The 20,179-nt window shown below is 68.7% G+C and carries 18 protein-coding genes; 9 read left to right on the forward strand and 9 right to left on the reverse strand.

What is annotated here, in order from left to right; all coding sequences use genetic code 11:
• Positions 1 to 88: 88 nt before the first annotated feature.
• Positions 89 to 388: a ferritin family protein gene (locus tag H7U20_RS19235; protein WP_199760765.1), complete on the forward strand. Its 300-nt coding sequence runs from the start codon at positions 89 to 91 to the stop codon at positions 386 to 388.
• Between the two features lie 80 nt (positions 389 to 468).
• On the forward strand, positions 469 to 1,023 hold the full coding sequence (locus H7U20_RS19240) for an Imm26 family immunity protein (protein WP_233410901.1): 555 nt from the start codon (positions 469 to 471) through the stop codon (positions 1,021 to 1,023).
• Here the strand turns inward: H7U20_RS19240 and H7U20_RS19245 are convergent.
• The 3 genes from H7U20_RS19245 to ompR are packed head-to-tail and all read right to left on the reverse strand — an operon-like array spanning position 1,004 to position 4,067.
• A complete protein-coding gene (locus H7U20_RS19245) occupies positions 1,004 to 1,894 on the reverse strand; it encodes a hypothetical protein (protein WP_199760766.1) in 891 nt (296 codons plus the stop codon). The genes H7U20_RS19240 and H7U20_RS19245 overlap by 20 nt on opposite strands.
• A gap of 39 nt (positions 1,895 to 1,933) precedes the next feature.
• Positions 1,934 to 3,292 carry a sensor histidine kinase gene (locus H7U20_RS19250; protein ID WP_199760767.1) on the reverse strand — a complete coding sequence of 453 codons (1,359 nt, stop codon included), beginning with the start codon at positions 3,290 to 3,292 and terminating at the stop codon, positions 1,934 to 1,936.
• Positions 3,293 to 3,299: 7 nt separating this feature from the next.
• Positions 3,300 to 4,067, reverse strand: coding sequence for an osmolarity response regulator transcription factor OmpR (ompR, locus tag H7U20_RS19255; protein WP_199760768.1), 768 nt, complete (start codon positions 4,065 to 4,067; stop codon positions 3,300 to 3,302).
• Positions 4,068 to 4,326: 259 nt separating this feature from the next.
• On the opposite strand from ompR, the gene H7U20_RS19260 reads away from it, so the two are divergent.
• From H7U20_RS19260 to H7U20_RS19270, 3 genes are all read left to right on the forward strand, one after another.
• The gene (locus H7U20_RS19260; protein ID WP_233410902.1) at positions 4,327 to 4,656 is read left to right on the forward strand and encodes a hypothetical protein; all 330 of its coding nucleotides are present in this window, start codon (positions 4,327 to 4,329) and stop codon (positions 4,654 to 4,656) included.
• 215 nt (positions 4,657 to 4,871) lie between these two features.
• Positions 4,872 to 6,791, forward strand: a complete 1,920-nt coding sequence (locus H7U20_RS19265) for a flagellar assembly protein A (protein ID WP_370593191.1) — start codon at positions 4,872 to 4,874, stop codon at positions 6,789 to 6,791.
• A gap of 157 nt (positions 6,792 to 6,948) precedes the next feature.
• Positions 6,949 to 8,919, forward strand: coding sequence for a flagellar assembly protein A (locus tag H7U20_RS19270; RefSeq protein WP_370593192.1), 1,971 nt, complete (start codon positions 6,949 to 6,951; stop codon positions 8,917 to 8,919).
• Here H7U20_RS19270 and arfB read toward each other — a convergent pair.
• Both arfB and H7U20_RS19280 read right to left on the reverse strand, forming a co-directional pair.
• The gene (gene arfB, locus H7U20_RS19275; protein WP_199760794.1) at positions 8,909 to 9,304 is read right to left on the reverse strand and encodes an alternative ribosome rescue aminoacyl-tRNA hydrolase ArfB; all 396 of its coding nucleotides are present in this window, start codon (positions 9,302 to 9,304) and stop codon (positions 8,909 to 8,911) included. The two genes, H7U20_RS19270 and arfB, sit on opposite strands and share 11 nt — an antisense overlap.
• A 2-nt stretch (positions 9,305 to 9,306) precedes the next feature.
• Complete coding sequence (locus H7U20_RS19280; RefSeq protein ID WP_199760770.1) at positions 9,307 to 10,416, reverse strand: CaiB/BaiF CoA transferase family protein; 1,110 nt, start codon at positions 10,414 to 10,416, stop codon at positions 9,307 to 9,309.
• A gap of 183 nt (positions 10,417 to 10,599) precedes the next feature.
• Between H7U20_RS19280 and H7U20_RS19285 the strand changes: the two genes are divergently transcribed.
• On the forward strand, positions 10,600 to 11,127 hold the full coding sequence (locus H7U20_RS19285; RefSeq protein WP_199760771.1) for a chemotaxis protein CheW: 528 nt from the start codon (positions 10,600 to 10,602) through the stop codon (positions 11,125 to 11,127).
• Positions 11,128 to 11,298: 171 nt separating this feature from the next.
• On the opposite strand, the gene H7U20_RS19290 is transcribed toward H7U20_RS19285, so the two are convergent.
• The 4 genes from H7U20_RS19290 to H7U20_RS19305 form a co-directional block, all read right to left on the reverse strand.
• On the reverse strand, positions 11,299 to 13,302 hold the full coding sequence (locus H7U20_RS19290; protein WP_199760772.1) for an ATP-binding cassette domain-containing protein: 2,004 nt from the start codon (positions 13,300 to 13,302) through the stop codon (positions 11,299 to 11,301).
• 168 nt (positions 13,303 to 13,470) lie between these two features.
• On the reverse strand, positions 13,471 to 14,358 hold the full coding sequence (prmB, locus tag H7U20_RS19295) for a 50S ribosomal protein L3 N(5)-glutamine methyltransferase (RefSeq protein WP_199760773.1): 888 nt from the start codon (positions 14,356 to 14,358) through the stop codon (positions 13,471 to 13,473).
• A gap of 70 nt (positions 14,359 to 14,428) precedes the next feature.
• Positions 14,429 to 15,562 carry a succinyl-diaminopimelate desuccinylase gene (dapE, locus tag H7U20_RS19300; RefSeq protein WP_199760774.1) on the reverse strand — a complete coding sequence of 378 codons (1,134 nt, stop codon included), beginning with the start codon at positions 15,560 to 15,562 and terminating at the stop codon, positions 14,429 to 14,431.
• A gap of 37 nt (positions 15,563 to 15,599) precedes the next feature.
• The gene (locus H7U20_RS19305) at positions 15,600 to 15,953 is read right to left on the reverse strand and encodes an arsenate reductase (RefSeq protein ID WP_199760775.1); all 354 of its coding nucleotides are present in this window, start codon (positions 15,951 to 15,953) and stop codon (positions 15,600 to 15,602) included.
• Between the two features lie 318 nt (positions 15,954 to 16,271).
• On the opposite strand from H7U20_RS19305, the gene H7U20_RS19310 reads away from it, so the two are divergent.
• From H7U20_RS19310 to H7U20_RS19320, 3 genes are read left to right on the forward strand one after another with little or no spacing between them, the layout of a single operon-like run.
• The gene (locus H7U20_RS19310; RefSeq protein ID WP_233410903.1) at positions 16,272 to 17,609 is read left to right on the forward strand and encodes a sensor domain-containing diguanylate cyclase; all 1,338 of its coding nucleotides are present in this window, start codon (positions 16,272 to 16,274) and stop codon (positions 17,607 to 17,609) included.
• Complete coding sequence (locus H7U20_RS19315; protein WP_233410904.1) at positions 17,602 to 19,650, forward strand: TonB-dependent receptor plug domain-containing protein; 2,049 nt, start codon at positions 17,602 to 17,604, stop codon at positions 19,648 to 19,650. The genes H7U20_RS19310 and H7U20_RS19315 overlap by 8 nt, the downstream gene beginning before the upstream one ends.
• Entirely contained in the window at positions 19,647 to 20,168 is a 522-nt protein-coding gene (locus H7U20_RS19320; RefSeq protein WP_199760777.1) for a YfiR family protein, read from the forward strand. The genes H7U20_RS19315 and H7U20_RS19320 overlap by 4 nt, the downstream gene beginning before the upstream one ends.
• Positions 20,169 to 20,179: the final 11 nt, after the last annotated feature.

Here is a 20,179-nt window from a genome sequence, read left to right on the forward strand (position 1 = left end):
CGCCGTTCCGGCCGGCGAGCCGTTAGACTTGAGCTTTGCGGCTGGCCGACCGACAATGGTGCTTTCGAATGTCATGAAGGAGAGCAGCATGTCGCATCAATCATTGGACGACCTGGACGGCGAGCTGCCGGCGCCGACACTGGACATGCACCGCGCGCTGGCCGCGCTGGGCGCCAAGGTGGCGGAGCTGGACCAGCTGAACCAGCGCTGGGAGCTGTGCACCGACCCGGAACTGCGGCTGCTGCTGGGCAGTCTACGTAACACCACGCGCCAGCAGATCGCCATGCTGCTGGAATGGACACGCCGGCGCGACACCGCGCTGGACAAGGAAATGAAGGCGGCACTGTTCAAGGCCGGCCCGATCGCCGCGCAATTCCACTACGAGTAGCGCCATCGCGCGCCCGTTGCGGTGGGCGCGGCGCTGATCGGTGCCGGCCCGGCGGTGCGCCGCTATCGAGGAGGGAATGGATGAAACAGCCATATCACGAAGGAAGCTGGTTCGCCGTGCCGCTGTGCGACGGCGGTTACGCCAGCGGACTGGCGGCGCGACTGGCGCCCAGCGGCAAGATCATGCTGGCGTATCTGTTCGGGCCGAAGCGGCCGGCGCCGCCGGCGTTGGCCGAGCTGGCCGCATTGACGCCGGCCGACGCGCTGAAGGTGCTGCGCGTCGGCGACATGGGCCTGGCCAGCGGCCGCTGGCCGGTGCTGGGCAGCGTGGACGATTGGCAGCCTGCCGCCTGGCCGATGCCGCCCTTTCTGCGCCGCGCCGAGCAGCTGCATCGGGCTTGGCGCGTGACCTACTGGGACAGCGATCCCAGCCGTCCCGAGCGGGAGGAGTCGGCGCCCTACGATACCGAGGGATTGGATTCCGATTCGCTGTACGGCTTCGGTTCGACCGAATTGCTGTTGAGTCGTTTGTTGGGCGCCATGCCGCCCAATGCGCACGCCCTGCCGCCGTCGCATGCGGCGCACGAGGGGCCGGGGCAGGGGATTTGTCCGGCCGTCACGGCGCCGGGCAACTGACGTTCCAGGCGGTCAGCTCGGCGCGGTGCTGGCGCACGCTGACCCAGGCCTCGCTGTCGCGGTCGCTGCGGTAGCGCAGCTGGTACATCACGCCGGCGCCGCCGGCCGCTTCGCCCGGACCCAGCGCCTGCAGCGTGAAGTCGAGCGCGCGCAGGCGCGCGCAGGAGGTGTTGCCGGCGAAGAGAAGGCGGGCGCGGCTCAGCAGTTCGGCCTGGCCACGCAGCAGGGCGAGGGCGGCGGCGTCCGACAGCCCCGGCAGCAGCAGCGCCGGCTGGCCGGCTTGGCCCGGCTGCGGCTTGATGCAGACGGCGCCGTGCGCCAGCCAGACATATGTCGCGGCGGTGGCGGTGACGGCGGCCGTGGTGCCGGTCGAGCTTGCGGCCGAGTTTGCGCCTGCGTCGCTGTCGCCGGCACTCCAGCGCTGATCCTTGCGCGCCCGTTCATCGTAATGGAAGCTGCTTCTTTGCAGACGGCACAGGCCGGCCCTGGCCGGTTGCGGCGTCGAGTCGAGTTCGGCCACCACTTGCCAGCGGCCTTGTCCCTTGGCGCGGCTGATGCGCCACTGCGGCAGGGACGGCGGTGTGTCAGGATGGAGCGCGCGTTGGAAGGCGTTGAAGGAGTCCGCCTCGGCGGCGCTGGGCGCGCGGCTGGCGGCTGGTGCGCCGGCTTGGCCGCCGGTGCCGGCCGCCTTCGCGCTCGCACGGGTGGCCGACGCGGTGGCGCCGGCGGCCGCAGCGGCGGGTGCGGCCCAGGCAGCGGAAGTGAGCGGGCCGGCCGCAGCGGCCAGCAGGCCAATGGCCGCCAGCAGCGCGATGTGGCGCGCGCCGCGCTTGACGACCGGCGCGCGCCGGCGCCGCAGATTCATGGACATGGTCGACAACATCGGTAAGGTGGGGGTGGCGCGGCCGGCTCAGGCCAGCGCGCGCATGACGATTTGGATCAGCAGGCCGCCGCCGTCGCGGTTGCGCACGTGCAGCTCGGCGCCGTGGCGCAGCACCACGCGCTCGACGATGGCCAGGCCGAGGCCGGCGCCGTTGGCCTGGCCGCGCGCCGTGTCGAGCCGGGTGAAGGGCTTGAGCAGCTGGTCGATCTGCTCGGGCGGCACGCCGCTGCCGTGGTCCTGCACTTCGATGACGACGCGCCTGGCCGTGTGCATGCCCTTGAGCGTGCATGTGATGTCGATCTCGGCGACCTCGCTGCCCGGTGTCTTGCCGTAGCGGCGGGCGTTCTCGATCAGGTTGTTGAGCACGCGCTTGAGGTCGGTGGCGTTGCCCATCACGTGGGCGCGCTCGGCGATGTCGCTGCTGATGCGCACGTCCGGCAGACGCTCGGCCTCGTGGGCCGTGTCGGCCAGCAGGGTGCTGATGTCGACGTTGATGAAGCTGGACGCCTCGGTCGGCTTGGCGTAGTCGAGGAACTGGCCGATGATGGCGTCCATTTGGCCGATGTCGGACTGGATGCCTTCGCGCGCCTCGTCGGACAGGTTGGCCATCTCCACTTCCAGCTGCATGCGCGCCAGCGGCGTGCGCAAGTCGTGCGAGATGCCGGCCAGGATCACCGCGCGGTCCGATTCGACCTGCTGCAGGTCGTCGACCATCTGGTTGAAGCTGCGGTTGGCCTCGATGATCTCCATCGGCCCCTTCTCCGGCAGCGGGGCGGGGCGCTTGCCCTGGGCGATGGCGCGCGCCGCCACCGTCAGGCGCGCCAGCGGCAGGTTGATCAGGCTGGAGATCAGCGCCGCGCCCAGCAGCGACAGCAGCGACACCAGGCTGGCCCAGCCCAGCCACTGCACGCCGGTCAGGCCGCGAATGCGTTCGCGTTCCAGCATCAGCCAGTATTGGTCGTCGTCGATCTTGAAGCTGACCCAGAAGCCGGCCACGCCGTTGACCTCGGCCGAGAAGCGCGTGTCGGCGCCCAGCTTGGCCTTGACCAGCGCCTCGATGTCGGGCATCAGCGCGTTGTCCGGCGGCGGGTCGACCTTGTCGTCGTCCTCCAGCGGGAAGATGCGGATGCCCTCGTTGGAGACCAGGTCGAACAGCAGTTCGCGGCGCAGCTCGGGCGCCGAGTGGGTCAGCGCGGCGTGGGTGATGGTGACCACCGAGATCACCTGGGCCGAGATCTGCTGCACCTGCGGCTCGCGCTGCACCACGCTGATCATGCCGACCCAGGCCGACATGCTCACCGTCGTCAGGGCGCCGAGCAGAAAGAAGGTGCGCCAGAACAGGCCGCTGCTGAACCGGCTGAACCGCGAAAATTGGGGAACTTTCATCCAGTGCTTAGCGCGGCTGGCCTTCCGGGATGAACACATAACCCAAGCCCCAGACGGTCTGGATGTACAGCGGGCTCGACGGGTCCGGCTCGATCAGCTTGCGCAGACGCGAGATCTGCACGTCCAGGCTGCGGTCGAACACCTCGTATTCGCGGCCGCGGGCCAGCTCCATCAGCTTCTCGCGCGACAGCGGCTGGCGGGCGTGGCGGGCGAACACCTTCAGCACCGAGAACTCGCCGGTGGTCAGCGGCACCGTCTCGCCGCTCTTCTTCAGCGTGCGGGTGCCCAGGTCGAGCACGAACTGGCCGAACTCGAAGGACTGCGGTGTTTCCGACGGCGCGCCGGGGATTTCGTCCGGGCCTTTGCGGCGCAGCACGGCGCCGATGCGCGCCACCAGCTCGCGCGGGTTGAACGGTTTCGGCAGGTAGTCGTCGGCGCCCATTTCCAGGCCGACGATGCGGTCGACGTCCTCGCCCTTGGCGGTCAGCATGATGATCGGGGTCTGGTCGCCGGCGCCGCGCAGGCGGCGGCAGATCGACAGGCCGTCCTCGCCGGGCAGCATCAGGTCGAGCACCAGCAGGTCGTAACGCTCGCGCAGCCACAGCTTGTTCATCGCCGTCGCGTTCTCGGCGGTGAAGACGTTGAAGCCCTGTTCGGTCAGATAGCGGCGCAACAGGTCGCGCAGGCGGACGTCGTCGTCGACTACCATAATCTTGGCCTGGTGGCCATTTTGGTTGACGGTGGTGTTGCCGGATTCAGTGGTCGAGGTGGTCATTTGCGTGCCAGATTTGTCATATTCATGGTGCTATGGTAACGTCATATTCGCTGTACGAAAACGTCTGTGACAAGCCATTACAAAGTGTTACAAACTTTACCCAATCCGACTTACTAGGGCGGGTAAAGCATCATACACTCCAGACATAGATTCATTTCAGGCTTTCGGCTCTACCGGTTTCACGAAGAGGAACACCATGCGTATCGATCACAAAAAATTTCACGCGGCAGCAAGCGCAACTTTTTGCGTTCGATATTCCATGGCCGCGCTGGCCGTCGGCGCCAGCCTCGGTCTGCTGAGCGGCGCCGCGCTGGCCGAGGGTTTTGGCGACCAGCAGGGCCGCGACGCGGCTCATGACCAACGCGACCAGCGCGATCAACGTAGCCAGCCCGCGCGCGACCCGCGCCAACTCGATCCGCGCACCTACGAGGCGCGCGCCGAAGAGCAGCGCCGCGCCATGCAGGACGCCAGCCATAACGCCGAGGTCAACCGCCGCGTCGGCCGTCTGACCCCCGACGAGCGGCGCGACCTGCGGCGCCAGATCAACGAGGCCGGACAGGATATTTACGCAACGCCGCCCCGGCGTTAATTGAGCCGCCGCAAGGCGGCTTTGTTTTTGCGTGGACATTTTGGTAATTTTTCGCATATTCCCTGTCTCTAAGTGTAATATTAATTTTTGAAATGCAAGGCCGCGTCCGCGCGGCCCGCCCATGCTTGACTTTTCAATTGACTTTTCAATAACGTAAGCGCCATCCGCCGACCACCCGCAACGCCGGTACCGGAGCGCATCTGGAGAGGAACACCGTGGCATCAGATCTCGCCGGCGTGGCGCCCGTCGCGGCCGCCGCGCCGTCCGCAGCGGAGGCGCCGGCCGGCCTGCTGAGTCGTCCGGACGGCGTCTACTTCGCCCCCGGCGTGGCCGCCGCCGCGTTGCAGGCAGCGGTCGACCAGGTGTTCGTGGCGGGCGCCTACTTCGCCGGCCTCGACTACGCCGCGCTGCAGGCCGCGCTGTATCCGCCCAGCCCGCAGCCGGCCGGCGCCATCCAGGCCATCCGTTTCGCCAGCGCCATCGCGCCCTTCGAGGCGCAACGCCGCGCGCTGTACAAGGCGCCCAAGAACCACCGCGACAGCGCCGAATACTTCTTCGAGCAGCTGTTCTTCGAGGAGGTCGAGCTGCCCGACGGCACCGTCATCCCCGAGCGGCCGGCCCGCCTCGACGCCGACGAGTTCGTCGCCGAGATGTGGCTCAAGGGCATACGCTTCGGCGTCGATTTCGCCGCCGTCAAGGCCGCCATCGCCGCGCCCAAGTCCGAGCGCATCACCGTGGCGCGCCAGCGCGACGCCGCGCCCGGCATCGACGCCATGGTGGTCGAGGTGTCGCAGGAGCTGCACCGCAGCGACGCGCCGCGCGCCCGCGCCGACGGTCGGGTCGACCTGCTCAGTTTCCAGAACCGCTTCCCGCAGATTAAGAAGAACATGCGGCTGCTGAAGAAGCAGCCCGGCCAGGCCGGCAGTCCCGGCTTCGAACTGGGCGGCCGGCCGCTGCCGCCCGAGCCGCCGCGCGACCTTGAGCTGGCCCACCTGGCCGGCAACGGCACCGCCGTCGAGCGCAAGCCCGACGGCGAGTTCCTGGTCGCGACCCAGGACGGTTTTTTGAGCGTCGATCCGAAGTCGCACAGCATCTCGGTCAACGACAAGATCATCAGCATGGACGGCGTCAGCGGCCGCACCACCGGCAACCTGGAGCTGGCCGGCGCCTACGAGGAGTTCGGCGACGTGCAGGAGCTGCGCGAGGTGACCGGCGGCGACATCACGGTGCACGGCAACGTCTACGGCAACATCAGCTCGCGCGGCGGCCATGTCGCGCTCGACGCCAACCTGGTCGGCGGCAGCGTGCACAATGTCGCCGGCAACATCGAGGTCAAGGGCGTCGCCTCCAACGCCGTGCTGCAAACGCGCGGCGGCGTGATCACCGTGGCGCGGGCGGAGAACTGTGTGATCTCGGCCACCCGGGTGGTGATCGACTCGGCCAGCAACTGCGAGATCGTCGCCGACGAGGTGGTCATCACGTTGGCCGAGGGCTGCGCCGTCGCCGCCCACAACGTCGAGATCGAAAGCGCCGGGCCGCGCAAGCGCATCGAGATGCTGATCCACGTGCTGGTGCGCGACGTCGGCCAGTTCGACCAGCAACTGGCCGAGCTGGACGCGCAGCGCGCCGCGCAGCAGCAGGCGATGGCCCCGCTGCAGCAGGAGATCGAGCGCATTTCGCTGCTGCCCGACGTGCGCCGCTACCTGGCGCTGGCGGCCAAGCTGCGCACCCACGAGCTGACCCTGACGCCGGAGCAGGGCCAGTTCCTGCGCAAGATCGCCAGCGCGGTCGGCGCCGAGCTGCAGGAGCTGAGCCGGCTGACCCACCAGCGGCAGATCCACGAGACGGCGTTCAACCTGGCCGGCGGCCAGCGCGAGCGCCTGCGCGAGCAGCGCCGCGCCGCCGCCGGGCGGGCCCGCTGCGGCCTGCACATGGTCAGCGGCGACGTGCTGGTGCGCACCATGCCCTTCCATCCCGACCACGGCCCGCTGTACCAGCTGCCGGCCAAGGACATCCCGCACCGCCTGCGCGGCAGCGGTAGCAGCAGCGGCGGCAAGACGCTGTTCTCGGGCAGCAGCGGCGGCTTCGACTGGCATCTGGACACCGATGCCGACGCCGACGCCGGCACAAAGTAGGCTGCCTGCGCAGCGGTGTTGCCGCAGCATCGCAAAGACCCGCCGATTGTTGTTATAATGCAAAAATGATTTCTCCACGCATCATATTTTCGGTGCCGGACGGCGCCGCCGTTTGGCGGCCGCCGGTTCATGTTACCCTTTCAAAACATTACATCAGGTGAACTCGCCGGCCGCGCCGGCGCGCGCCGACGACAAGAGCATTGGGGATAGCGTGTCCAACGAGGCGCAGGCGGTGCAACAAGCTGTGGATGAGCAGGCGCCGTCGGCCATCGTCGAGCGCGAGGACGGCGTCTACTTCGCCGCCGGCGCCTCGACCGCCGCCTGCGTGGCCGGCGTCGACCGCCTGTTCCAGGCCGGCGCCATGTTCGTCGGCATCGACTACCCGGTCTTCCTCAGGGCGCTGTACAACTGCGGCGCCGAGCCGCCCGGCGCCGCCTCGCTCAACGCGGCGACGGCCAGCGCCGGCAGCGCCACCAGCGCCGCCGGCATTGCGCCGCTCCGCTTCGCCGACCGCGTCGCCCCCTTCGTCGGCCTGCGCCGCGCGCTGTACAAGGCGGTCAAGATCATCAACGGCGAGGCCGAATATTATTTCGAGCCGGTCTACCTGGAGGGCACGCCCGATCTGCAGGCGCATCCGGCCAAGCTGGACTTCGACGAGTTCGTCGCCGACATGTGGAGCAAGGGCATCCGCTTCGGCATCGACGCGCCGGCCGTCAAATCGGTCATCGCCGCCGGCGGGCTGGCGCGCATCATCGTCGCGCGCCGCCTCAACGCCATGCCGGGGCAAGACGCCAGCATCGTCGAGGTCTCGGCCGAGATCCACCGCAGCAACGCGCCGCGCGAGCTGGCCGACGGCCGGGTCGACCTGCACAGCTTCCAGAACCGCTTCCCCCAGGTCAAACCCAACGTCAAGCTGCTGCGCAAGGTGCCGCGCGCGCCGGGCCGGCGCGGCTTCGAAATGTCCGGCATCCTGATCGAACCGCCGCTGCCGCGCGACATCGAGCTCGACACCGTGGCCGGCGCCGGCACCATGGTCGAGAACCTGGCCGACGGCGAATACCTGGTCTCCGGCGTCGAGGGCTTCCTCAACATCGACCCGGGCAGCAAGCGCCTGTCGATCGGGCCGAAGATCATCAGCCGCGACGGCGTCAGCGCGCGCACCACCGGCAACCTGGATCTGAAGGGCGAGTACGAGGAGTTCGGCGAGGTGCAGGACGGCCGCCTGGTCGAGGGCGGCGACATCAGCATCCACGGCGACGTGTTCGGCAAGTTGCAGTCGCGCGGCGGCGCCATCGTCCTGTACCGCAACCTGGTCGGCGGCAGCGCCGTCAACGTCGCCGGCGACATCCACGTCAAGGGCGTGGCCTCGGGCGCCGTGCTGCAGACGCGCCAGGGCGAGGTGGTGATGGCGCGCGCCGAGAGCTGTGTCATCTCCGCCACGCGGGTGGTGATCGGCGAGGCCAACAACTGCGAGATCATCGCCGACGAGGTGCTGATCAAGGTGGCCGAGGGCTGCGCCATCGCCGCCCGCAAGATCGAGATCGGCCGCGCCGGCCCGCGCAAGCAGAGCGAGATGCTGCTGTTCCCGCTGGTGCCGGACACCACCAAATACGACCAGCGGCTGGCCGAGCTGGCGGCCCAGGCGGCCCAGTTCGAGCGCGCCGCGCAGCGCGACCAGGCCGAGATCGAGCAGCTCACCAGCCAGGCCGAGATGCGCAGCTACCTGACCCTGGCCACCCGCCTGCGTCGGCGCGAGCTGGTGCTGACGGCCGACCAGGAGCCGCTGTTCCACAAGATGGCGGCGGCGGTCGGGCCGGCGCTCAAGGCGGTGGCCAAGCTGTCGCTCAGCGCCAAGGCGGCGCAGGCGCAGCGCGAGCTGTTGTTCGAGCAGATGGAATTGGTGCGCCACAAGCGCATGGCGGTGCAGGGCGGCTCGCGCTGCCGCGTGCAGATGTTCGCCGGCGAGGCGCTGGTGCGCTCGATGGTGTTCAACCCGGACAACGGCTCGGTCCACGACCGCGCGCCGAAGGACATCCGCGCCAAGCTGCGCGCCAGCAGCAGCGGCCTGACCCTGATCTTCGCCGGCAGCAGCGGCGCGCTGGACTGGTCGCTCGACGCTATAGACTGACCTTGCCGCGCAGCTGCTTGGTTGCGCTGTCGCGGCTCTTGCCGTCGAGGCGGCGGCGCTGCGAACCGCGCGTCGGCCGGGTGGCGCGGCGCGGCGGCGGCAGCACGGCGACGCCGTCGACCAGCTCCTGCAGGCGGCGCAGCGCCTCCTCCTTGTTGGCCTCCTGGCTGCGCGACTGCTGCGCCTTGAGCACCAGCACGCCGTCCTTGGTGATGCGGTTGTCGCGCAGGGCCAGCAGGCGCTCGCGGATATGCTCGGGCAGCGAGGACTGCACGATGTTGAAGCGCATCTGCACGGCGTTCGACACCTTGTTGACGTTCTGCCCGCCCGGCCCCTGGGCGCGGATGGCGGTGAACTCGATGTCGTTCAGGTCGATCGAGATCATCGTCACAGGCGGAACTTGACGGGCTGCGCCAGCGCCCAGTGCTCGCCCTCGCTGGGGTGGGCGGCGCGCCCGACCATGCCGCGCGCCTGGAACAGCGGGTGCTCCAGCGCTTCGGCGGTGCGCAGCACGGGGGTGACGCAGCAGTCGGCGGCGGCGAACAGTTCGCTCCATTCGGCCTGGCTGCGCGTGGCGAAGACGGCGTCCAGTTCGGCGCGCAGCGCCATCGCGTCGGCGCCGCCGACCCGCTGGCCCAGCTGCCAGTGGCGCGCCTTCCACTCGGGCCGGCCCAGCACCTCGCAGCAGGCCTGCCAGAACTTCAGCTCCAGCGCGCCGACCGCCATGTAGCGCGCGTCGCCGGTGCGGTACACCGTGTAGCAGGGCACGCCGCCGGTCAGCAGGTCGCGCCCGGGCGGGGCCGGCGCGCCGTTGTTGACGCCGACCAGCGGCATGATGTTATGCGCCAGCACGGCGTCGCTCATCGAGACGTCGACGAAGCGGCCGGCGCCGCCCATCTTGACCGCCACCAGCGCCGCCAGGATGCCCTGCAGCGCGCTCTGCGCGCCGCCCAGCAGGTCGCCCACCTGCAGGTTGGGCAGGACGGGGCGGCCGTCGTCGGCGGCGTTCTGATCGAGCATGCCGGCGTAGCCGATGTAGTTGATGTCGTGCCCGGCCAGCGCGGCGTAGGGACCGTCCTGGCCGTAGCCGGAGATGGCGCACATCACCAGCTTGGGGTTGCGTTGTTTGAGCGCGTCCCAGCCCAGGCCCAGTTTGTCCATCACGCCGGGGCGGAAGCTCTCGACCAGCACGTCGGCCGTGTCGACCATCTCCAGCAGGCGCTCGCGCTGCGCCGAGTCCTTCAGGTCCATGCGCAGGAACCGCTTGCCGCGATTGACGGCGACGAAGAACTGCGACACCTCGCCGCGCACCGGCCCCATGGCGCGGGCGTAGTCGCCGGCGCCCGGGTCCTCGATCTTGAGCACCTCGGCGCCCATCTCGGCCAGGTGCATGGTGGCGACCGGGCCGGGCAGCAGGCGGGTCAGGTCGAGCACGCGGATGCCGGCGAGCGGCTGCTCGGGCGACGGGGAGTGCGGGGTGGGCGGGGACGAGGGCATGGGGGAAGTCGTGGCTGGAATGGCGGCTGGGTCGGCCATTGTAGCAAACCGGGGCGGCAGCTCGGGCCGATGTTGATTGCTGTCAACATGGCCGTGTTGCCGCACGGTTAGGATGGCACATGCCTGACGCGGACATCGCAGCGCGCAACGCGCCGTCGGGACCTCTCGGACGAAAGGACCATCATGTACTCCACCGTATCGCACAGCGCCGCCGCCGTCATCGAGCAGCCCGAGGCCACTCCGGCGCCGTCCACCGGCCGCCAATACCTGACTTTCCGCCTGGTCGGCATGGAATACGCGCTCGACTTCTCCCGCGTGCAGGAACTGCGCCCCTACAAATCGCTGGAGCGTTTCGCCTCGGCGGGCGAGATCGTCAACGGCGTGGCGGCGGCGCGCGGCGTCATCATGCCGATCGTCGACATGCGCATCGCCTTCGGCCAGCGCGCGCCGCTGCTGGAAACGGCGACCGACGTGATCATCCTCAAGCTGTCGAGCTGCGTGATGGGCATGGTGGTCGATGGCGTGAGCGACGTGGTCACGCTGAGCGCCCAGCAGATCCGTCCGATTCCCGGCTTGAACGCCGGCGCCGGCCAGGCGGCCGACTATCTGCTCGGCCTGGCCGAGGTCGACGGCCGCCGCCTGATCCTGGTCGACATCGACATGCTGATGTCGATCCGTAAAAACACCGAGGGCGCGCGCCACGCCGCCTGAGCGGGTGGCGCCAAGTCAGGCAAAGCCCCGGGGTGGAGCGGAAATGCCGTTGAATTGGGAAACCCCAGCGGCGAAACCTGGGGTCGGACCCGGCGGGTCCGACCCCGGCTCTGCGCCCTTGGGTGGTGTTCGACACCGCCGGCGTCTTGGCCGGGCGTCGGCGCCGCTGGCTTAGGCCAGCGCTTCGAGCTGCTCCTGCAGTTCCAGCCACTCGGCTTCCAGCTGGCCCAGGTCCTTGGTGAAGAAGGACTGGTCGGCCAGCAGCTGCTTCAGCTTGGCCTTGTTGGCGGCGTCGTAGATCGACGACTCGCCCAGCTTGGCGTCCACTTCGGCCTTCTGGGCGTTGCGCTTGGCGATCTGCTCGTCGAGGCGCTTGACCTTCTGTTCCAGCGGCTTGCGCAGCGTGGCCAGGCGCTGGCGGTCTTCGGCCGCCTGGCGCTTCTGGTCCTTGCGGTCGGCCACCGGCGCGACGGCGGCCGCCGTCGGGGCGACCGGCGAGGCCACCGGGAAGTCGGTCTTGTTCTCTTTGCCGGCCGCCGGCAGCACCGTGGTGCCCTTGCCCAGCTTGGTCTGGAACAGCCAATCCTTGTAGTCGTCCAGATCGCCGTCGAACGGTTGCAGCTTGCCGTCGGCGACGATGATGAACTGGTCGGTGGTGGCGCGCAGCAGGTGGCGATCGTGCGATACCACCACCAGCGTGCCTTCGAACTGGGCCAGCGCCTCGGTCAACGCCTCGCGCGTCTCCAGGTCCAAGTGGTTGGTCGGTTCATCGAGCAGCAGCAGGTTGGGGCGCTGCCAGACGATCAGCGCCAGCGCCAGGCGGGCCTTCTCGCCGCCGGAGAACGGCCGGATCGAGCTGGTCACCATGTTGCCGGGGAAGTTGAAGCCGCCGAGGAAGTTGCGCAGCTCCTGCTCGCGCACGGTCGGCGCGATCTTCGACAAGTGCCACAGCGGCGATTCGTCGTGGCGCAGCATCTCCACCTGGTGCTGGGCGAAGTAGCCGATGTTCAGGCCCTTGCCCAGGGTGGCGTCGCCGGTCAGCGGCATCAGCTCGCCGGCGATGGTCTTGATCAGCGTCGATTTGCCGGCGCCGTTGACGCCCAGCAGGCCGATGCGCTGGCCGATCTGCAGCGAGAAGTTGATGCCGTTGACGATGCTCTTGTGCGTGATGTCGCCGGTCTCTTCGTTTTCGATCTTGTAGCCGGCGTCGACGTCCTCCATCACCAGCAGCGGGTTCGGCGCGCTCAGCGGCTCGCGGAACTCGAAGGAGAATTCGGCGGCGGCGCGCAGCGGCGCCAGCTCTTCCATCTTGGCCAGCGCCTTCATGCGGCTCTGCGCCTGGCGCGCCTTCGAGGCCTGCGCCTTGAAGCGGTTGACGAAGGACTCCAGGTGGGCGCGCTTGCGCGTCTGCTTTTCCAGCGCGCCGGCGGCCAGGATCATCTGCGCCGCGCGCTGACGCTCGAAGGACGAGTAGTTGCCCGAGTAGCGTTTCAGCTTGCGCTCGTCGATGTGGGCGACCACGTTGACCACCTCGTCGAGGAAGTCGCGATCGTGCGAAATGATGATCAGGGTGCCGGGGTAGCGTTTCAGCCAGTCCTCCAGCCAGATGATCGCGTCCAGATCCAAGTGGTTGGTCGGTTCATCGAGCAGCAGCAGGTCGGACGGGCACATCAGCGCCTGCGCCAGATTCAGGCGCATGCGCCAGCCGCCGGAGAAGCTGGCCACCGGCTGCTGCATCTGGTCGAGCGAGAAGCCCAGGCCGAGCAGCAGTTGTTCGCCGCGCGACTGCACGGTGTAGGCGTCGGCGTCGGCCAGCGCGCTGTACATCTCGCCGATGGCGATGCCGTTCTCGGTGGTTTCCGGCTCGCCTTCCAGGCGGCTCAGTTCGGCCTCCAGCTTGCGCAGCGTGATGTCGCCGTCGATGGCGTAGTCGAGCGCGGCGCGCTCCAGCGGCGGCGTCTCCTGCGCCACGTAAGCCATGCGCCATTTGGCCGGGAAGTCGATCTCGCCCTGGTCAGGATGGAGCTCGCCGCGCAGCATGGCGAACAGGCTCGATTTGCCGGCGCCGTTGGCGCCGATCAGGCCGATCTTGTCGCCCGGGTTGAGGGTGATGTCGACCTGCTCGAGCAGCGGTTTGATGCCGCGCATCAGGCTTACTTGTATGAAACGTATCATTTTTTTCTTTGCTGCCGGGGCGTGCCCCGGCGTGGTTGAATGTGGCGGCAGCGGCCGTCGGCGTCTCGTCGTCGCGTATTGGCCGGGCGCCGTGCCGGCGGCCGGCCATGCCATGTGGCCGGCGCGGCGACGGATGGGTTCCCGCCTGCGCGGGAACGACGAACTAAGTTACAGCTTGAGTTGGTCGGCGGTCAGCAGGAACACCATGTCGTCGCCGGCGCTGGTGCTCAGCCAGGTCAGGCCGAGGGCGCCGAAGGCCGCCTCGGCGAAGGCGCGCTCGTTGCCGATCTCGACGATCAGGATGCCGTCGTCGCTCAGGCGCTCGGCCGCGCCGGCGACGATGGTGCGCACCAGGTCCATGCCGTCGCTGCCGCCGTCGAGGGCGATCTGCGGCTCGGCCAGGTATTCCTGTGGCAGCTTGCCCATCGAGGTCGAGTTGACGTAGGGCGGGTTCGTGATGATCAGATCGTACTTCTTGTGCGGCACGTTCTGGTACAGGTCGGACTGGATCAGCGTGACGCGGTCTTCCAGCTTGTAGGTGGCGACGTTGCGGCGCGCCACTTCCAGCGCGTCGGCCGAGATGTCGACGGCGTCGACCTGGGCCTCGGGGAAGGCGTCGGCCAGCATGATCGCCAGGCAGCCGGAGCCGGTGCACAGTTCCAGCACGTTGCGCACGTTGTCGGGCTCGTTGACCCACGGCGAGAAGTAGTCGGGGATCAGCTCGGCGATGAAGGAGCGCGGCACGATGACGCGTTCGTCGACGTAGAAGTTGTAGGTGCCCAGCCAGCCCTCGTTGGTGATGTAGGCGGCCGGCACGCGGTCGACGCTGCGCCGTTCGATCACCGCCAGCACGGCGGCCACTTCCTCGGGCAGCAGGCGGGCGTCGAGGAAGGGATCGAGCTTGTCGAGCGGGAGTTTGAGCGTGTGCAGGATCAGGTAGGCCGCCTCGTCGAGCGCCTCGGCGCTGCCGTGGCCGAAGAACAGCTTGGCGGTGTTGAAGCGGGTGACGGCGTAGCGCAGCAGGTCGCGCGGCGTGGTGAAGGCAGTGGTGGTCATGGCTATGTCTCGGTCAATACGGTAATCGGGTGGCGCGCCGGGGCGCGCTTGGTTAGCAGGCGCCCAGCTTTCAGCGCAGCAGATTCTCCAGCGTGCGCCGGTAGATGTTCTTCAGCGGATCGACGAAGCGCAGCTCGATATGCTCGTCGATCTTGTGGATACTTGCGTTGGGAGGCCCGAATTCTATCACCTGGGGGCAGATCTGCGCGATAAAGCGGCCGTCCGAGGTGCCGCCGGTGGTCGACAACTCGGTCGTCACGCCCGTCTCGGCCAGGATCGCCGCCGACAGCGCCTCGCTCAGATTGCCGCGCGGGGTCAGGAAGGGCAGGCCGCTGAGCGCCCATTTCAGCTCGTAGTGCAGGCCGTGCTTGTCGAGGATGGCGTGGACGCGCTTCTTCAAGCCCTCGTGCGTGCTGGCGGTGGAGAAGCGGAAGTTGAAGTCGACCACCATGTCGCCGGGGATGACGTTGTTGGCGCCGGTGCCGCCGTTGATGTTGGACATCTGCCAGGAGGTCGGCAGATAGTACTCGTTGCCCTCGTCCCACCGCTCGGCGACCAGCTCGGCCAGCGCCGGCGCGGCCAGGTGGATCGGGTTCTTCGCCAACTGCGGGTAGGCGATGTGGCCCTGCACGCCGAGCACCGTCAGGCGGCCCGACAGCGAGCCACGGCGGCCGTTCTTGATCATGTCGCCCAATGTCTCGTCCGAGGTCGGCTCGCCGACGATGCAGTAGTCGATCTGCTCGCCGCGTTCCTTGAGCAGGTTGCAGACGATGACGGTGCCGTCGGTGGCCGGGCCTTCCTCGTCGCTGGTGATGAGGAAGCCGATCGAACCCTGGTGGTCCGGGTGGGCGGCGGTGAACTCCTCGCAGGCCACCACCATGGCGGCGATCGAGGTCTTCATGTCGGCCGCGCCGCGTCCGTACAGTTTGCCGTCGCGGTGGGTCGGGTTGAACGGCTCGGAGCGCCACTGCTCGACCGGGCCGGTCGGCACCACGTCGGTGTGGCCGGCGAACACCAGCAGCGGCGCGGTGGCGCCCTTGCGCGCCCACAGGTTGGTCACGCCGTTCGACTCGATCACCTCGCAGGCGAAGCCGAGCGGCGCCAACAGGTCGATCAGGTGCTGCTGGCAGCCCTTGTCGTCGGGTGTCACGGAGGACAGGGCGATGAGTTTTTCGGTCAGCGCGAGGGTGCGGGAGGGGGTCATATGCGGCTTAATCGGATCAAGGAAATCGGCGGGCGGATTACAGGGCGAACAGCTGGCGGTACTGGGCGTCGGAGAAGCTGACGGCGAAGGCGCCGTCCTTGTCGAGCACCGGGCGCTTGATCACCGAGGGGAATTCGAGCATCAGCTCGATGGCGCTGGCGTCGTCGACGATGGCGGCCTTGCGCTCGTCGGGCAGGCCGCGCCAGGTGGTGCCCTTGCGGTTGACCAGCACGTCGCGGCTCAGGTGGCCCAGCCAGCCGGCGACGATGTCGCGCGTCAGGCCGTGTTTTTTGAAGTCGTGGAAGGCGAAGTCCTGTTGTTGCGCCGCCAGCCAGACGCGGGCTTTTTTGACGGTGTCGCAGTTGGGAATGCCGTAGAGGGTAATAGTCATGTCAAATCAAAGGCTTGCGTGGTTATTCGGGGAAGTGCGGGGCGCCGCGCCGCAGGGCGCCGGCCGCTCAACCCTATAGGATAGCATGGCGCGCCGCGCCGGCCGGCGGCGGGGCGGTTCGGTGTCGTTGGATTGCGCCTGTCGCGCCGCCCTATCATTCCACAGTGGACGCCACGCCACGGCCGCCGCGCAATTGCCCCACGGGGGAGAATTTTGCGCTTACAATTTCATGCATATCATTCTTGACGGAAATATTAGCCGGCGTCCCGGGGGCGCCGCCGCTACCGTCGCACGCAGCGAAAGAGCACCACGGCAGCCATGAGCGAGTCCACCGAACACCACTTCCACGCCGCCGCGCCACGCCGCGCCAGCGCGCCGGCCGACTCGCTGGTGCGCCGGCTGACCCGCATGAACCTGCTGGTGCTCAGCGTGACCATGCTGCTGACCTTCGCCTTGCTGGCCGGCGCCACCTGGTTCGTCGCCCGCACGCGGCAGGTCCAGGGCGCCGAGTTGAGCGCCCAGCTGCTGGCCAACAGCATCGCGCCGATGATGGTGTTCGCCGACCGCGAGGCCGCCAACGGCGAGTTGGCCGCGTTCTCGCGGCGCAGCGACCTGCAGCAGTTGCAGGTGCTGACGCTGCAGGGCGCCGTCTTCGCCCAGTGGCGCGCCGGCGGCGCCGACGCCGCGCTGGTGGCGCTGGCCGCGCCGCCCGGACTGGGCACCTATGCCGCCGCCGCGCACACCACCACCTCGGCCAACGCGCTGGAGGTGTGGGTGCCGGTGCGCCTGAAGGGTGAGCTGGTCGGCATGCTGGCGCTGCGCGAGAGCCTGCAAAGCCTGCATCGCGCCGTGCTGCTGCTCAGCGGCATGGGCGCGCTGCTGATCGGCGCGGCGATCTGGATCGCCGCGCGCGGCCTGGGCGTGGTGCAGCGCCGCGCGCTGGCGCCGCTGGTCGAATTGTCCGACCTGGCCGAACACGTCGCGCTGGAGCACGACTACGGCCGCCGCGCCACCGTCTACCGCGCCGACGAGGTGGGCCGCCTGACCGAACGCTTCAACGATATGCTCAAGCGGATCGAGATCTGGCAGGCCGACCTGCACCAGCAACTGGAGCAGGAGCAGGAGGCCGGCCAGCAGTTCCAGCAGATGGCGCACAAGGACAGCCTCACCGGCCTGCCCAACCGTCTATTCTTCCAGGGCGAGCTGCAGCGCAGCCTGGCGCTGGCGGCGCAGACCGGCGAGCTGATGGCGTTGATGTTCATCGACCTGGACAACTTCAAAACCGTCAACGACCGCCACGGCCACGAGGCCGGCGACGTCGTGCTGTGCGAGGTGGCGCGCCGCATGTCCGGCGTGCTGCGCGCGCGCGATGTGTTGTGCCGTCTGGGCGGCGACGAATTCGCCTTGATCCTGCCGGTGCTGCCGGACCAGGCGGCGGCCGAGCAGTTGGCGCTGCGCCTGATCGAGGCGGTGCGCGAGCCGCTGCACGTGGCTGGCATCCTGATGCCGATCGGCGCCACCGTCGGCCTGGCCTTCTGCCCGCTCGACGCGCGCGACGCCAGCAGCCTGCTGAAAGCATCAGACCAGGCCATGTACGCGGCCAAGCGGGCCGGCAAGAACACCTTCCGCCGGGTGCAGCATGCGCAGCATGAGTAGGCGGCGCTGCCGGGCGGCGCTGCCGTCCTTGTTGCTGGCGTTGGAGTTGGCCGCCGGCTGCGCGGTCGCACAGGCGCAGGTGCCCGCACCCGCACCCGCACCCGCACCCGCACCCGCACCCGCACCCGCACAGGCGCAGCCCGCCGAAGACGCCAGCCATCCGTCGCTGGAGGAGCTGCTGCGCCAGACCCTGAACGAGGTGCCGCGCGAGGTGGAGGAGTCGACCTCGTCGCGTTTCGCCCAGAGCGCGGCGCAGGCGCCGTCGGTGACCTATGTGCTGACCGACGCCGACATCGCCCGCCACGGCCTGCGCAGCATGGCCGACATCCTGCGCAGCATGCCCGGCCTGTACGTCACCGGCGACGGCAACTTCGTCTACGTCGGCGCGCGTGGACTGGGCCGGCCGGGCGACTACAACGCGCGTCTGCTGTTCCTGGTGGACGGCATGCGCGTCAACGACAATATCTACGACGCCGGCACGCTCGGCGCCGAGTTCTTCGTCGACGTCGACCTGATCGACCGGGTCGAATACGCACCGGGGCCGGGCTCCGCCTTGTACGGCAACAGCGCGATCTTCGGCGTGGTCAACGTCATCACCAAGGGCAGCGACAAGCTGCAGGGTTTGCAGGTGCGCGCCAGCGTCGATTCGGCGCGCCTGCGCGAGATGCGCGCCAGCGTCGGCCATCGCTCGGAGAACGGCTGGGAGGGTTGGCTGGCGCTGAGCGCCTTCGAGCAAAGCCGCATCCGCATTCCCTACGAGGTGACGCCCGAGGAAAGCAGCCAACTGGGGGCGCATAACTGGGACCACGGCCAGCGCCTGCTCGGCATGGCCAGCGCCAAGGGCTGGACCCTGCGCGGCGGCGTGAGCCGGCGCACCCGTGGCTTCCCCTATGTCTACCAGGTCGACGACGGCTGGCAGCTGGGCCAGCAGCGCGGCATCTTCAACAACAGCTTCATCTCGCTGGCGCACGAGCGCAACATCGGCGACTGGAACCTGTACGCCGCCGTCTCGTCCAAGCGCAGCGAGTACGCCGACATCAATCCCTATCAGACCGAGGACGGCGCCGCGCGCAATTTCTCCAACGCTTCGCTGGGGCGCTGGCGCAACGTCGACCTGCGCCTGAGCACCCATCGCTGGCGCGACCACGACCTGATGGCCGGCATTGAGTACCAGTTCGATCGCCAGCAACAGATCGTCGCCGGCACCGTGGGCGAGGAGCCGCTGGCGCAGTTCTTCGGCGATAATCGGCGCCGCGGCCTGTTTGTGCAGGATGCCTGGCGTTTGAACGAGACGCACCGGCTGATCCTCGGCCTGCGCCGCGACCACGCCCGCATCGGCGGTCGCAACACCAATCCGCGCCTGGCCTGGATCTGGAGCGGGGTGCCCGACGCCACGCTCAAGCTGATGTACGGCAGCGCCTTCCGCGAGGCCAATCTGTTCGAGTTCCAGGCCAACCATCCGTTCGGCGTGCCGACGCCGGCGCCGGAACGGGTGCGCACGCTGGAGCTGGCCTGGGAGCACACGCTCAACCACCAACTGCAATATCGCCTGTCGGTGTATGGCTCGCAGCTGCGCGACCTGATTAACCTGAGCCCGGAGACGGCGGTGTTCGAAAACAGCGCGCCGATCCGCAACGTCGGCGCCGAGCTGGGCGTCGAGCGGCGCTGGGCCGGCGGTCAGCAGCTGCGCGCCGCGTTGTCGCTGCAAGACACCAAGGACGAGCAGGGCCGACGCCTGAGTAATTCACCGCGCACGCTGGTCAAGCTGATGTTCAAGCAGCCGCTGCACGGCGACGCCTTGCAGCTGTCCTGGCAAGCATTGAGCGTGAGCCGGCGCGCCACTTCCGACGGCGCGCTGCCGGGCTACGCGCTGCTCAACGCCACGCTGCTGTGGCGTCCCAGCCTGGGCACCGACGTCAGCGTCGGCGTCTACAACATGGGCGACGTGCGCTACTACGACCAGTCCGGCCCGTATGGCTCCCCGCTCGCCCAAGAGCGGCGCAGCCTGCGCTTCTCGCTGACCCGGCGCTTTGGTTCATGAGCCGCTGGCGCCGAGCCTTGCTATGCCTGCCGCTGTGCGCGGCGGCCCACACCTCGTCCTTGGCCTGGGCCGGCCAGGACGAGGTGCAGCTGAAGGCCGCCTTCATCTACCGCTTCGCCCAGCTGACGCAATGGCCGCCGCCGCCGCTGCGCGAGTTCACCTACTGCGTGGCCGGCAACGCGCCGCTGCAGGAGGCGCTGCGCGCGCTGACCCAGGGCGTGGCGGCCGGCATGCCGGTGCGGCTGCTGCAGATCGGCGAGCCGCAGCACGTGCCGCAATGCCAGTTGCTGGTGCTGAGTTTGAGCGGGCGCGCCGAGCTGCGGCGCTGGCAGGATGTGCTGGCCGACGATCCGGTGCTGGTGGTGGGCGACAGCGCCGAGTCCTTCCGCAACGGTGCGGTGATCGCGCTGGTGATCGAACCGAACGGCCTGGCCTTCCGCATCAACCACACCGAGGCCAAGCGGCGCGGCCTGGTGCTGAGCTACCAGATGCTCAAGCTGGCGCGCGAAGTCAAGTAGCGCGATGCGCG

It is taken from the genome of Rugamonas violacea (genome assembly GCF_016461825.1).
GTDB lineage: Bacteria > Pseudomonadota > Gammaproteobacteria > Burkholderiales > Burkholderiaceae_D > Rugamonas.

Excerpts from the sequence above, each read along its gene's own strand:
- H7U20_RS19235 (WP_199760765.1), top strand. The coding sequence starts at position 89 with ATGTCGCATCAATCATTGGACGACCTGGACGGCGAGCTGCCGGCGCCG.
- H7U20_RS19240 (WP_233410901.1), top strand. The coding sequence starts at position 469 with ATGAAACAGCCATATCACGAAGGAAGCTGGTTCGCCGTGCCGCTGTGC.
- H7U20_RS19245 (WP_199760766.1), bottom strand. The coding sequence starts at position 1,894 with ATGTCCATGAATCTGCGGCGCCGGCGCGCGCCGGTCGTCAAGCGCGGC.
- H7U20_RS19250 (WP_199760767.1), bottom strand. The coding sequence starts at position 3,292 with ATGAAAGTTCCCCAATTTTCGCGGTTCAGCCGGTTCAGCAGCGGCCTG.
- ompR (WP_199760768.1), bottom strand. The coding sequence starts at position 4,067 with ATGACCACCTCGACCACTGAATCCGGCAACACCACCGTCAACCAAAAT.
- H7U20_RS19260 (WP_233410902.1), top strand. The coding sequence starts at position 4,327 with ATGGCCGCGCTGGCCGTCGGCGCCAGCCTCGGTCTGCTGAGCGGCGCC.
- arfB (WP_199760794.1), bottom strand. The coding sequence starts at position 9,304 with ATGATCTCGATCGACCTGAACGACATCGAGTTCACCGCCATCCGCGCC.
- H7U20_RS19280 (WP_199760770.1), bottom strand. The coding sequence starts at position 10,416 with ATGCCCTCGTCCCCGCCCACCCCGCACTCCCCGTCGCCCGAGCAGCCG.
- H7U20_RS19285 (WP_199760771.1), top strand. The coding sequence starts at position 10,600 with ATGTACTCCACCGTATCGCACAGCGCCGCCGCCGTCATCGAGCAGCCC.
- H7U20_RS19290 (WP_199760772.1), bottom strand. The coding sequence starts at position 13,302 with ATGATACGTTTCATACAAGTAAGCCTGATGCGCGGCATCAAACCGCTG.
- prmB (WP_199760773.1), bottom strand. The coding sequence starts at position 14,358 with ATGACCACCACTGCCTTCACCACGCCGCGCGACCTGCTGCGCTACGCC.
- dapE (WP_199760774.1), bottom strand. The coding sequence starts at position 15,562 with ATGACCCCCTCCCGCACCCTCGCGCTGACCGAAAAACTCATCGCCCTG.
- H7U20_RS19305 (WP_199760775.1), bottom strand. The coding sequence starts at position 15,953 with ATGACTATTACCCTCTACGGCATTCCCAACTGCGACACCGTCAAAAAA.
- H7U20_RS19310 (WP_233410903.1), top strand. The coding sequence starts at position 16,272 with ATGAGCGAGTCCACCGAACACCACTTCCACGCCGCCGCGCCACGCCGC.
- H7U20_RS19315 (WP_233410904.1), top strand. The coding sequence starts at position 17,602 with ATGAGTAGGCGGCGCTGCCGGGCGGCGCTGCCGTCCTTGTTGCTGGCG.
- H7U20_RS19320 (WP_199760777.1), top strand. The coding sequence starts at position 19,647 with ATGAGCCGCTGGCGCCGAGCCTTGCTATGCCTGCCGCTGTGCGCGGCG.